This window comes from Borreliella americana, from assembly GCF_032595795.2.
In the GTDB taxonomy this organism is placed as follows: Bacteria; Spirochaetota; Spirochaetia; order Borreliales; family Borreliaceae; genus Borreliella; species Borreliella americana.
In genome coordinates this window covers 782,484-795,209 of record NZ_CP132449.1, presented here as the reverse complement: position 1 = coordinate 795,209, position 12,726 = coordinate 782,484, and the positions used below count along the sequence as shown (strand labels likewise).

11 protein-coding genes and 2 tRNA genes are annotated in these 12,726 nt (G+C 28.0%); 8 read left to right on the top strand and 5 right to left on the bottom strand.

Annotated elements, in window-relative coordinates; genetic code table 11:
- The first annotated feature begins 15 nt into the window (after nt 1–15).
- Entirely contained in the window at nt 16–1,029 is a 1,014-nt protein-coding gene (locus tag QIA00_RS03790; protein WP_316257545.1) for a DUF4340 domain-containing protein, read from the top strand.
- Nucleotides 1,030–1,241: 212 nt separating this feature from the next.
- Here QIA00_RS03790 and QIA00_RS03785 read toward each other — a convergent pair whose 3' ends face one another.
- Nucleotides 1,242–2,522, bottom strand: coding sequence for a hypothetical protein (locus tag QIA00_RS03785; protein WP_316257544.1), 1,281 nt, complete (start codon nt 2,520–2,522; stop codon nt 1,242–1,244).
- 98 nt (nt 2,523–2,620) lie between these two features.
- Between QIA00_RS03785 and QIA00_RS03780 the strand changes: the two genes are divergently transcribed.
- Genes QIA00_RS03780 through QIA00_RS03770 form a run of 3 tightly spaced genes read left to right on the top strand, consistent with a single transcriptional unit; the run spans nt 2,621 to nt 4,926 of the window.
- Nucleotides 2,621–3,079 carry a septum formation initiator family protein gene (locus tag QIA00_RS03780; RefSeq protein WP_316257543.1) on the top strand — a complete coding sequence of 153 codons (459 nt, stop codon included), beginning with the start codon at nt 2,621–2,623 and terminating at the stop codon, nt 3,077–3,079.
- Between the two features lie 6 nt (nt 3,080–3,085).
- Entirely contained in the window at nt 3,086–4,066 is a 981-nt protein-coding gene (locus QIA00_RS03775) for an ABC transporter permease subunit (protein ID WP_316257542.1), read from the top strand.
- Nucleotides 4,066–4,926: an ABC transporter permease subunit gene (locus QIA00_RS03770; protein ID WP_316257541.1), complete on the top strand. Its 861-nt coding sequence runs from the start codon at nt 4,066–4,068 to the stop codon at nt 4,924–4,926. Before QIA00_RS03775 ends, QIA00_RS03770 begins: the two co-directional genes overlap by 1 nt.
- An 8-nt stretch (nt 4,927–4,934) precedes the next feature.
- On the opposite strand, the gene QIA00_RS03765 is transcribed toward QIA00_RS03770, so the two are convergent.
- Nucleotides 4,935–5,570, bottom strand: coding sequence for an endonuclease III domain-containing protein (locus tag QIA00_RS03765; RefSeq protein ID WP_316257540.1), 636 nt, complete (start codon nt 5,568–5,570; stop codon nt 4,935–4,937).
- 100 nt (nt 5,571–5,670) lie between these two features.
- Here QIA00_RS03765 and QIA00_RS03760 point away from each other — a divergent pair.
- Together QIA00_RS03760 and QIA00_RS03755 are read left to right on the top strand one after the other, a co-directional pair.
- Nucleotides 5,671–5,744: transfer RNA gene (locus tag QIA00_RS03760), tRNA-Arg, on the top strand.
- Nucleotides 5,745–5,751: 7 nt separating this feature from the next.
- Nucleotides 5,752–5,824, top strand: a tRNA-Pro gene (locus tag QIA00_RS03755).
- A 76-nt stretch (nt 5,825–5,900) separates the two neighbouring features.
- Here QIA00_RS03755 and QIA00_RS03750 read toward each other — a convergent pair.
- The 3 genes from QIA00_RS03750 to QIA00_RS03740 all read right to left on the bottom strand — a co-directional run bounded on the left by QIA00_RS03750 (nt 5,901) and on the right by QIA00_RS03740 (nt 11,478).
- The gene (locus QIA00_RS03750; protein WP_316257539.1) at nt 5,901–8,006 is read right to left on the bottom strand and encodes a P83/100 family protein; all 2,106 of its coding nucleotides are present in this window, start codon (nt 8,004–8,006) and stop codon (nt 5,901–5,903) included.
- A 105-nt stretch (nt 8,007–8,111) separates the two neighbouring features.
- On the bottom strand, nt 8,112–9,812 hold the full coding sequence (locus QIA00_RS03745; protein ID WP_316257538.1) for a PQQ-binding-like beta-propeller repeat protein: 1,701 nt from the start codon (nt 9,810–9,812) through the stop codon (nt 8,112–8,114).
- Nucleotides 9,813–9,846: 34 nt separating this feature from the next.
- Nucleotides 9,847–11,478, bottom strand: coding sequence for an ABC-F family ATP-binding cassette domain-containing protein (locus QIA00_RS03740; RefSeq protein WP_316257537.1), 1,632 nt, complete (start codon nt 11,476–11,478; stop codon nt 9,847–9,849).
- 141 nt (nt 11,479–11,619) lie between these two features.
- On the opposite strand from QIA00_RS03740, the gene groES reads away from it, so the two are divergent.
- Nucleotides 11,620–11,892 (top strand): co-chaperone GroES, encoded by a 273-nt coding sequence (gene groES, locus QIA00_RS03735; protein WP_014023949.1) that lies wholly within the window; start codon nt 11,620–11,622, stop codon nt 11,890–11,892.
- A 148-nt stretch (nt 11,893–12,040) separates the two neighbouring features.
- Nucleotides 12,041–12,718 carry a tRNA (5-methylaminomethyl-2-thiouridine)(34)-methyltransferase MnmC2 gene (gene mnmC2, locus QIA00_RS03730; protein WP_316257536.1) on the top strand — a complete coding sequence of 226 codons (678 nt, stop codon included), beginning with the start codon at nt 12,041–12,043 and terminating at the stop codon, nt 12,716–12,718.
- Nucleotides 12,719–12,726 lie beyond the last annotated feature (8 nt).

Here is a 12,726-nt window from a genome sequence, read left to right as displayed (position 1 = left end):
AAGAAAGGAGCGTTTATGACAAAACCAAAAATATTCTCAATCAATAAAGAAAAAATCAAAATATTGATAATAGTGGTGCTAACATCTACATTCTTATTGGGAATAATTTTTTCAAATGAAAATAAAGTAGCAAGGATCCTGGAAGAAAAATTTTTTGATTTTGACTTCAATTTAATTTCTAAAATTGAAACAGAAAACGAAGGAACGCTAACAAAACTTGAAAAAGATTGGATGCTAACATATAACAAGCAAAATATTCCTGTTGACAACAAAAAAGTTAACTCTCTAATCAAAGCATTAGAAGAGCTTGAAAAAAATAAACTTGTAAGTAGAGATCAAAAAAAACATAAAGAACTAGGAATTGGGGAAAATCCAAGTTTTAAATTATTTGACAATAATAATAAGCTATTGACAGAAATTTTTGTTGGAAAATCAGGAGAAGGAGATTCAAGACTGGCATACATTAAAGGCAGTGAAGAAAATGTTTACTTAACAAAAAACATTTTCTTATCATATAAAGGCAATTCTTATAATACATTTTCGGATACTACATTGTTCCAAGAAAAAAACACAAAATTAGAAAATTTATCATTCAAAATAATAAGAAAATTAAACAAGGAAAATGAAAACAATATAAACAATAACTATGAAATTATCACTAAAGATGGCCTTTATTTTTTAAATAACCAAAAAATAACAAAGGAAAGGCCTTTAAATATTATTGCCGAATTTAAAGCTGATGGACTTGAAATTGATAAATCCAAAATAGATGACTATATTCTTCAATACAAAATTGAAGTCAAATGGAGCAATAAAAGTGTCAATAATATTGAAGTTTATTTTAATAAAAACGAAGAAAATGACAAAGACATATTAATCAAAAAAGATAAAGATGAATATTACTACATGACTAGCAAATGGACTTTTTTTGACGTATTTAACTTAGAAAAAAAGTTAATAGAAAAAGACAATATTTCTAGCAATGATAATCAAGAAAATCATCATGAACATCACAGCAATGCAGATTAATCTTGCTATATATAAAAAGAAAAACATATAAAAATAAATATAATCAAAATGTAACCACGGCAAAGACAACATTTTATCAAAAGATAAGATGTTGTTTGGCTTTACTCATAATATCTTTTAAATTAAAATCAATATCAAACAAACCGCTCAGTTATCAAAAATTAATTTAAGAATTTTTATAAAAAAAAGAATTTATTTAAATGAATGGATTTTTAACCTTTAGTAAGTAAAAATTTAACTTTTTTTAAAACCTCATACTCTTGTTTAATTTTAAACATATTTCTATTAGGATTTAATTCAAGTTCACTTTCTACCCTATCAATAAAATTTATTAATATGGCTTTTTCTTCGCTATTTAGCACAACATTGCTTAAAGATTCTTTAGCATTAAATTTACTCACAACCTTTTCAACATCATTAAAATTAAAATTAGAAGGAAAAGGGTCCTTAGCTATGTTTTTAGAGCTGGGCTTTTCATAATTAGCAACACCATTGCTTTGGTCTTGATCTGCTCTACCTTTCAAATTATCATGAAAATTTTTTTCTTCAGCATTAGAAAAAGAGTCCTCGGCAACTTTAGAATCTAGGTCCTCTTTTAAAATATTTTCAAAATCATCAAATTCTTTTAGCTCAAAACGTTCACCAGAGCTTTTAAGAATGGCATAATTACCACCATTCGCATGCTCAATGTTTTCATTCTCATTAACTAAATTTAAACTCTGTGCATTATCTACAAAACTCTCCAATTTTCTAGAGTTATCGCAATTAGCAATGGAATGGGAATCTTCTCCATTCACTTTATGTTCCAAAAAAGGACTATTATTTAAATTTTTATTAACAGAATCTAAGTTTTTATCTGCCCCTGTAACAAAACTTTCCAATTTTTCACCGTGATCGTTATTATTATTTAACTCCATATTCCCCATGGACACATTACAACTGCCAACATTAATATCTTCAATATCTTCTTTTTTAAGAATATTATTAGAAAAATTATCAGCCACATTCAAATTGTTATTAAAATTCAAATCTTTATCTCTATTAAATTTAACATCATTTTGAACTTCTTCATTTTCTTTTGGGGCATAATTGATGCCTTCAAGCAGTGCATCTAATTCTTCTTGACCAATGGAAATATTAGGCAAATTATCTTCTTTTTTGGAAAATGAATCATCCGTATCGGATGACTTTTTTTCAAAATCCCTCGAATCATAAGAAATAAAATTCCTTTGAACAGGCTTAAGACTATTATCAAGCATTTCTTTTTCAACTCTCTCAACACGAAGCTCAACGCCCTTTAAACAATTAATCAACTCACCATGCCTTTCTTTTAATATGTTATCGAGCTTTAACAGCTTTTCATCTAAAAAAGTTTTAAGATTATCTGGAGCTGTAGAAACAAAATCAACAGACTCACTTCTTAAAAATACCTTTTCAATATCAAAATCAACTTCCTTGGGGCCTTCTTTGATAAAAAAAATACTTTCCTTCATGCCAAACTTGCTCTCCAAAACTACTCAATAGAACTACAATCTAAACCAACTTTAACTACTTGTAAATATAGTATATTAAGAATATAATTACAAGCTATATGACTATTTATAAGAAAATTGTAATGTCTTTTTACTCGGGAATACTAAGCTATTTCATAATAGCTCCCATATTTGGAGAGAGAGGATTTGTTAATTATCAAAAATTGGATAACAACTTAACATTAATAAAAAATCATATCGAAAAACTAAAAGAAATTCAAAAAGAATTAAAAGCAAGATATATTAACCTACAAGTATCTAAATCGGAAATTTTAAAAGAAGCTAAAAAATTGGGCTACTACCCAAAAAACTCAACAGTAATAAAAATCAACAACAATAAAGATCAATATAATCAAGGGCAAATATTAATCTTACAAAAACCCCCTGCCAAGAATCAAAATTTTTACCTTATATCAATAGCAATAGGTTTAATTTATTATTTTCTATCAAGCTGCATTATCCAAACCAAAAAAATTACAAAAAGCAAAAAACTTGCTTCCAAAAACTCTAAGGGTTAGTCTTTATTGAAAATATTTATTTTTAAAAATACAATATATTTATTAATTAATTTAATTTGTGCATCATTTTTTTGCGTATCGTTAGTAAATTTTTTTTCAAATGAACAACAGTATATTCCTTTTGTTAAAGCAAATGTCTTGAAAAATTACTTACAATACATTGGGGTATATAAAAGTATAGAAAGATATGCCCTGATACATGACTTTAACCCCAAATCAAAATTAGAAAAAGATTGCTTTTTAAAGCATATAGCTGGCAATTCATATATAATATACAAAACAAAAAACAAAGGAATACTGTGGGGCGATCATCGATACTCTCTGCTTAGCAAAGGAAAGCCAACTACTAAAATAATTTTTCAAAAAATATTCAATACTTTAAAAGTCTCAATTCCGGGCGCCCTACTCTCTTATATTGCAGCAATAGTCTTTATTATAATTTGGAAAATTTACATAAAAAACAACCTAATAAATAACATTTTAGAATATTTAATGCTATTACTACACTCCATGCCAAGAAACTTAACAGTATTTTTAATATTGTCTTTAATATATTACCTTAATTTAAATCCAAAAAATTTAATAATAGGTGGATTTGCATGGTTTTTTTCATTCTTCATATTTAATTCTGTAATTTTTAAACAATCTCTTGACAAAACTTTATCAGAATTTTACATAAAAGCCGCAAAATCAAGAGGAATAAATAAATTGCAAATAATCTTAAAACATGCATTAATTCCATCAATAACACCACTGCTCACAAACATGAGACCTATTCTTACAACCGCTTTTTTTGGAGCATCCATGATTGAATCGATGTTTGAAATTGATGGAATTGGAGCCTTATATTTAAATGCTTTAAAATTCAACGATTATGCTATTTCTAAAGATTTGATTTTTATTGGTGTTTTCATTATGCTTATTCCAAATATAATAACAGATATACTAATTTACAAAATTAACCCATATAAGGACACCTTAAACTAATGAAACCAGATACAATAATAAAAAAAATATATATCATACTTTTTAAAATATTTATTGTATTACTAATTATTACTCCGTCACTGGTTAATGAAAATTCAAAAATTGCAATCTATAAAAAAGATCCAAATAAAGTCTATTTAAAACCTATTAAAAATGTGCCTATACCACCCACAAAAGACAACCCACTAGGAATCGACAAAATGGGAAGAGATATTATGGCAAGACTAATCATTGCAACCAGAAACTCTATTCTACTTTCACTAAGCTACGCAACAATTTCTGCAATAATTGGAATCTTTATTGGAACAATAATTGGCATGTTTAGTTTTGAAATTTGCATGCTAATTTCAAAGCCAATCGAAACATTGCAAACGTTACCTTTTTTTTACATTGTATCTTTGGTTTTTTATTACTTTTTAAAACAAAAAACTTACAACATGCTTCAAACAGCAACACTATTAGCATTGATTCATGGATGGATTAGATTTGCTTTTATTGCAAGAAACAACACATTAATAATAAAAAATTTAGACTATGTTAAAGCTAGTGAAGCTATGGGAGCAAGCAAAATTAGAATAATATTACATCATATTTTTCCAGAAGTATTCTCATCAATATCATCTATAATCCCATTACAAATGGGAAGAAGTCTTACTACTTTTGAAGTAGTAAACTTTTTACAAAAACAAGATAAAAATCTATATCCCAGTCTTGGAGAACTACTTAACTATATGCAAATGGGCAATAAATATCTGTGGATATGGATCAATCCCTTACTCATATTAATAGGAATAAACATAATACTAGCAATTATAAATTTTAAGCTGAGAAGAAAAATGAAGCATTTAATATCATCTTAAATAAAAAATTAACAAATTCTTGGAGCAAATTTTTCTAAAAAACAATTATCACAACTTACATTTCTAGGAGTACAAATTTCTCTTGCATGCTTATTGATAGCCATAGAAAATCTATACTGCTTGCAAGGCTTTATTCTTCTTTTTAGATCTAACTCAATCTTAGTAGGAGAATTTTCCAAAGAAAGAGCATGTCTTGTAACAACCCTGCTAAAATGAGTATCTACAATAATTGCAGGCTTATTGTAAACAGAACCAAGAATAACGTTTGCTGTTTTTCGACCTACTCCGGGTAGCTTGACAAGATCAAAAATATTATTTGGAATAACGCCATTAAATTTTTCCAAAATATCAATAGAGCAATTTATAATATTTTTAGCTTTCCTTGAATAAAAACCAGTCTTATAAATTAATTTTTCAACATCTCTCACATTTGCTCTTGATAAACTTTCAAAATTTTCGTACCTTTGAAAAAGATGTGGAGAAATTTTATTTACTAAATTATCTGTTGTTCTTGCACTTAAAATCACCATTATTAAAAGTTCATAATTGTTTTTATAATTTAAAAAAGGCTTAACATCAGGATATCTAAACAAAGTTTCATCAACAATCAAATCAAGATTAATCATAAAAAAATTATAAAACATTATAAACACAAAACAAAAATAAAAAATATACAAAGTAAAGGTATCTAGACTTTATTGACAAGGATTTTTCAAAATGATATACTCATCATTAGAATTTAAAGCACCAATAGCTCAATTGGATAGAGCAACAGACTTCTAATCTGTAGGTTTTAGGTTCGAGTCCTAATTGGTGCGCTTCATTCGGGATGTGGCCTAGTGGCTAAGGCACCTGCTTTGGGAGCAGGGGATCGTGAGTTCGAATCCCACCATCCCGAAAAAAAAGCTAAAAACTTATGTTTTTAGCTTTTTTAGTTTTTTAAAAAATTATAGAAATTCAATCAAACCGTAAAATTATTTGACTTTCTTTAAAGTATTTAAATCTAAAATAACTAGGTTTTTAAACTCATCTTGCAAATAAATAAAATTTTTTCTCACAGAAAAGCTAGTAAAAGGCATAATTTTATCCTCTGAAAGAATAAACTCATCTAAATTTTTAGGAGAAAATTTAGCCAATCTCCAATCATTACTACTCTCTTTATCCCTAACAGCTACTAAAATCATCTTCGAGTCAACATAAAGAGATGAATTTTTATTAATCTCAAAATTAGACTCTGATACCACTTTTAAATTTTCAAGCTTATTAAGTATCTGAAGCTTAGCTTTTCCTGAATCCATTTTAATAACAACCAAATCTTTTTCACGTTCATAAATTCCATAACGCTGAATGCCTTGTTGAGTGCTTTCTTTAAGCCTAACACCAGTATTTAAATCAATAAGCTGAAGAGTTCCCAAATTTGTAATTGGATCAATAACCTCTAAAAATACAGGATTACTAGAATCTATAGACATGGTAGTCAAATCTTTATCCAAAAAAGTAGCTTGGTCTTTAACCTGAGGCTTGGTCTTTTGCGAATTAACATCTTCACTATCTAACTTCTCTTTTGAATCAATGTCATTATAAAAAGGTTTATCCAAGGGTAATGATTTAGCAACATTGCTACTAGCCTTGGGAATCTTATCTGATTTTTCAACCTCAGAAACAGGTTTAAATTGTTTTTTACTATCTAATTTTTGCTCTTCAGGCAATTTTTGCTTTTCTGGCATCATAAGGTTTTCAACATTATTCAAATCGTCTTCTAAGCCTTCCTGTGATTTACCTTTGGTTATTTCTTCTTTCTTGACTTTACTTTTTTCTTTGCTAGAGGCTTTAGAATTTAATTCTCGATCAAGATCTAATGCCTTACCATCTTTACTTGCTTTATCATCTTTACTTTTTAAAAGCTCTGCATCACTTTTTTTTATTTCAATTTGCTTTTCAATTTCTATTTTTTGATTTTCATCACCAGTTTCTTTAAGCTGCTCCTGTAAATCTTCTAGAGCCTCTTTTATTTGCAGCTGCTTATCAACTTTAGGAGAACTTATATCACCAGGTTTTGGTAAATTCTTTTCTTTATTAATCTCGTTAATATCCTCTTGAATTTTTTCCCTAACAGTATCTCTTTGGACATCTAAATTATCTTCAGCAGAATCTAATTTTTGCTGAGCTTTATCAAGATTAATCGCCTTTTTATCTAATTCTTCCTTTTGTTTCTTTTTGGCATCAATCTGAATTTCAATCTCTTTTTTATGCTCTTCATCTGTAGCTTTTTCAAGCTGATCTCTTAAATTTTCAATAGTTTCTGTTATATTGGAATCACTTTCATGAATATTATCTAATTCGATATCAATTTTATCTTGATCTGCCTTATGAGTTTCGCCTTGAATGTCTGTAATATCTCTTGCAAAGTTAACACCTGCTTCATTTTCACTTAAAAGAGCTTCTATCACCTTATCTGTAACTAAACTGTCAATATCAATGTCAGACTCAATATTTCCAGACAGAATATCTTTTTTAAGAGGAATAAATATTTGTGTTTTTCCAGCCCACTGACTGTAAACCCTAGAAAGACCTGCATTTTCTTTAGTTAAAGACCCCAAAGCAGCCTTAATATAAAACCCTTTATAATAATCCAAATCTCCCCTATAAACAGCATTATATATTGTAATAACCTTAGCAATTAATTCTGCACTAGACCTGTCATAATCGAAAGACTTTATTAAATATCCTGTAAGGATTCTTCTTAAATTCAATATACTGTCAAGCTCTGACTTACTGCTAATAGAAAAAACATCGGTGCTTGCTTTTTTATCTTGATCATCAATAAATCTATTAATAAAATATTTGCCATAATAACTTGAGTTGCTATTGGAATTGGTCAACGGTCTTGCTAAAAACTCACCAATACCCACGATTTGTTCATACGTATTTGTAGAATCATAAGGACCTTTATAATTTACAAACTCAAGATCCATATTAACAAAGTCCTTTAATTTCTCCCTATCAACTTTCCTGGCATTAAGAGGAAATCCATTCAAAAAGACAAGAAAAAAACTAAAGATTAGTAATATTTTTTTCATAAAAGAAATTCTCCTATAAACTTAATTATAATCTACCTTACCAACTAAATTCACCAATTTAAACCTAATTTTAACACAATCGGATTTATATGCAAAACAAATAATTCAATCTTGCGTGCTGGAAATATCTTGAATGCTTGAAATAATTTCATTAATGTACTTATTAATATTTTCAGAAAAATTTTGCCGTCTCATAAACATTAATAACTTTATATACTTATGCTTACAAAGCTTAAGAAGTTTGTCTGTTGAATTTAAAATTATATTTCTCAAATTTAAAATCACAGAATAAGCTATTTCTAAATTACCTTGATAATTTAAAACTATATTTTGGATATAATTGTATACAATACAATCTTGCCCATAATAACTTTCAAATTTAGTAATAGTTTGGACTATGGTAATTATATTATTAATATCTCTCTCTCTAATTGCTAAATTAATAAAACTCTTAATTGAAGCTTCATCATCAACATATACAAAATATCTATAAAGCTTGCCTCTTGAAGAAATTCTATCAAACCTCTTTTCTGACAAAAGCCACTCATTAAAAGCTTTTTCATATAAATTTAAATATTTTGTGGGAAAATTTCCATGTTCAGCTGCAAGAAAATCCAAAATTTCTAAAAATTTATTATAAGCAGTATCACTATAATTAGAATTAAGAATCTCTTCAAGAATTAAATAATTTTTATCATAATCTACAAAACGTTTTTCTTTTAAATCTATTCTGCCTTGATTGTATTTATTACCTCCAAAATGATTCCAAACGCTAACATCAAGCTCTTTGTCGTATTCATAATAATAAGTACTAAGAATCCAATCACCTCCCCCTAGGACAATAATGCCTGAATTAGAACTAAGTCCTGACAAGCCCTTAAGTTTAGCATCTGAAAAAGATATATCAAAATCCTCTTTAAAAGACAAAATTCCATTTGATTTGGTTGAAATTAAAAGATTTCTATTATTATAAAGAACGGCTTTCTCAATCTCAAAGTTCATTTTTTTTTTAAATTTAAGCTTAAAGTTTCTATTCAAATCAAAAAACATACCAACATTTGAAATCGCAACATATTCACCATTAAACTTTTCAAACAAAAAATTAATAGGAAAGTCTAACTTAATAGAGCCAACAATTTCCCCAAAATCTCTTTCATAAGCAACAATATGTCCCGACTTATGCCCAACAACCACCTCTTTTTTTGTATTTATCATTAACAAAAGAGGAAAAGCAACTAGTCTGGAAAACCATTTCTTATTACCTAAAGAATCAAAAAAAAATATTTCATCATTTTCACTTGCAATACAAAAATCTCCATTATCAAAAACTACAGGAGAAGTAGCGGGTCTACCCCCTATGTCAACCTCAAACATTTTTTCACCGCTATTTAAATCAATAGAAACAACCTTTTCATTAACAAGAGGAATTAGGATGTTAACATTTCCTATGGCAGGAGGAGAGCTCAAGGGTGAAAAATCAAGTTTATGCTTCCAAACAAGCTTTCCTCTTTTGATCTTTTGAACTTCATTTCTAACTGTAATAACATAATACCCATTATCAAAATCTTTCAAAAGAAAAGGATATGGCATTCTATTTAGTCTATAAGAATATTTCTTCTCAAGTGACATTGTATAAGTAGTCAACCATCTATCTTTTGTTAAAACTGTAATAGTATCACGTTTTTCATCAATAATTGGATTGCCTGCAACTTTACCAGTTAATGCTTTTTGAAAATATAAATTAATATCAGAATAAAGCCTTAAAAAAGAAGCTGAAAACACAAATATGAAAAGTAGACCTCTCAAAATACAAAACCTTTTGAGTTTCTAAAAACTACTACTAAAGCCTAAAACCAGCATTACTGCCATAAAGATTATTTCTCAGATCCCTAATCTTAGCATCATCAACATACTCAGAAAAAGTCATATATCGATCAATTATCCCGTTCGGAGTAAACTCGATGATCCTATTGGCAACAGTATCTATAAATTGATGATCGTGTGATGTAAAAAGAACAACTCCTTTAAACTCTTTAAGCCCGGCATTTAAAGATGTAATTGCCTCAAGATCTAAATGATTTGTGGGTTGATCTAGTATTAAAACATTAGCTCCGCTAAGCATAGCCTTAGCAAGCATGCATCTTACTTTTTCTCCTCCTGAGAGAACATTTACCTTTTTTAAAGCTTCATCTTGACTGAAAAGCATTCGACCTAAAAATCCTCTAATATAAGTTTCATCTTGTTCTTTTGAATACTGACGCAACCAATCGACTAAATTTAAATCTAAATCAAAGTATTTTCCATTATCTTTATTGAAATATGAAAAATTAACAGTAGATCCCCATTCATAATGACCCTTATAATTTCTATCTTCATTTGTAATAATATCAAACAAAAAAGTTGCAAACATAGGATTTCCCAAAAAAACAATCTTTTGCTGGGGTTCAACAATAATGTTAAATTTATTTAACATTAAATTCCCTTCAAATTCTTTTATTAAATTTTTAATTGTAAGAACATTTTTACCAAGTTCTCTTTCGCTTTTGAAATTAACATAAGGAAACTTCCTTGAAGAAGGTTTTAAATCTTCAACTCTTATTTTTTCAATCAACTTTTTCCTTGATGTTGCTTGTCTAGATTTAGATGCATTGCTAGAAAATCTTTGAATAAATGTCTTAAGTTCAGCAATTTTATCTTCAGATCGCTTTTTAGCATCTTTTAGTTGCTTGTTTAAAATCTGACTTGTTTCATACCAAAAATCATAATTTCCAAGGTAAACTTGAATTTTGCCATAATCAATGTCAACAATATGAGTACAAACTTGATTTAAAAAATGTCTATCGTGAGATACAACAATAACTGTATTTTCAAAATTAATTAAAAACTCTTCTAACCATTTAATAGATTGTAGATCAAGGTTATTGGTAGGCTCATCAAGAAGTAATATATCAGGATCACCAAAAAGTGCTTGAGCTAATAGAACCCTAACTTTTAAAGCTCCTTCAACATCACCCATTAAATTATTATGAATTGCCTCATCTATTCCAAGGCCCTTAAGAAGAACCGCTGCATCAGATTCAGCCTCATATCCCCCAAGCTCTGAAAATTCTGATTCAAGTTCTCCAGCCCTAATTCCATCCTCATCAGTAAAATCAAGTTTACTATAAATTTCATCTTTTTCTTTTTGGACAGAATAAAGTCTTTTGTGCCCCATAATAACAGTATCGATAACCTTATATCCATCATAAGCAAATTGATCTTGTTCAAGAGCTGCTAATCTTTGATTTTTAGGAATAGATATTTCACCCTTATTAGCTTCAATCATTCCCCCTAATACTTTTAAAAAAGTGCTTTTTCCTGCCCCATTAGCACCAATTATTCCATAGCAATTTCCGGGAGAAAATTTAATATTTACATCTTTAAATAAAACTCTCTCTCCAAATGCAACTTCCAAATTACTTACAGTTATCAAACCATTACCCTGCCTAAATTGATATTCTAATAACAAAATTATCTTGAAAATTAATTTAATTTTCAAGCACCATATAAATATATTGACTCAACTCTCAATTTTTTCGTATATTTAATATTATTACATAAGGAGATGTTTGAAATGAAAAATATTAAGCCGTTAGCTGATAGAGTTTTAATAAAAATCAAAGAAGCTGAGAGTAAAACAATCTCAGGACTTTACATACCAGAAAATGCAAAAGAAAAAACAAATATTGGAACAGTTGTAGCTGTTGGTTCCAACAAAGAAGAAATCACTGTAAAAGTTGGTGATACTGTACTTTATGAAAAATATGCAGGGGCTGCTGTAAAAATCGAAAATAAAGAACATTTAATACTAAAGGCAAAAGAAATAGTTGCAATAATAGAAGAATAAAAAGCTAAGTTTAGCTACTTAGCTTTAATTTTTTATAAAAAATTTTATAAAAATTAAAAAATTTATATACAAAAACTTATTATTCTGATCAATCAAATTAAAAATTTCAAGCTTACAGAGTTCTGTAAGCTTGAAGAGATAAAATTAAATGAAAAAGCCAATTTTTAAAGAGAAAACCATATATTCAAGCAAATTCGATGACATCTATTACAATTCAAAGCATGGAATTGAAGAGAGTTTTTATACATTTATTAAAGGATGTAATCTAGATTTAGAATTAAAAACCAAAAAAAATCTTTTAATAGCAGAGTTGGGATTTGGAACAGGATTAAACTTTGTGTGTCTTTTAAAATTCATAAAAGAAAACAACATAACCTCAAAAATTAATTATTATTCTATAGAAAAATATCCGCTTGAAAAAAAAACAATAATGCAAATTTCAAAGTTCTTCGTTAAAGAAACTGCTTATTTTAAATTAATGTTAAAACATTACCCTAAAATTCCAAAAAAAAATTTAAAACTAAAAATAATAGAAAATGTAAATTTAAAAATTTTAATTGGAGATGCTAAAATAAAAATCAAAGAAATTCCAAAAAATGTAGAATACTGGTTTTTAGATGGATTTAATCCTAAAAAGAATCCTGAAATGTGGAGCAATGAAATATTCAATTTAATTTCTGAGAAAAGCAGCCTAGAATGCAAGCTTTCAACATTTTCCTCTGCAAGAATTGTAAAAGACGGCCTAAAATTTGCCAACTTCAAATACATTCACATAGAAAAAGGATTTGGAAATAAAAGACATATGATAAAAGCCCAAAAAAATTAAAAATTTAC

Bases quoted from the DNA above. Each gene is read 5' to 3' on its own strand.
- QIA00_RS03765 (WP_316257540.1), bottom strand. From the start codon at position 5,570: ATGTTTTATAATTTTTTTATGATTAATCTTGATTTGATTGTTGATGAA.
- groES (WP_014023949.1), top strand. From the start codon at position 11,620: ATGAAAAATATTAAGCCGTTAGCTGATAGAGTTTTAATAAAAATCAAA.
- QIA00_RS03750 (WP_316257539.1), bottom strand. From the start codon at position 8,006: ATGAAAAAAATATTACTAATCTTTAGTTTTTTTCTTGTCTTTTTGAAT.
- QIA00_RS03790 (WP_316257545.1), top strand. From the start codon at position 16: ATGACAAAACCAAAAATATTCTCAATCAATAAAGAAAAAATCAAAATA.
- QIA00_RS03785 (WP_316257544.1), bottom strand. From the start codon at position 2,522: ATGAAGGAAAGTATTTTTTTTATCAAAGAAGGCCCCAAGGAAGTTGAT.
- QIA00_RS03780 (WP_316257543.1), top strand. From the start codon at position 2,621: ATGACTATTTATAAGAAAATTGTAATGTCTTTTTACTCGGGAATACTA.
- QIA00_RS03770 (WP_316257541.1), top strand. From the start codon at position 4,066: ATGAAACCAGATACAATAATAAAAAAAATATATATCATACTTTTTAAA.
- mnmC2 (WP_316257536.1), top strand. From the start codon at position 12,041: ATGAAAAAGCCAATTTTTAAAGAGAAAACCATATATTCAAGCAAATTC.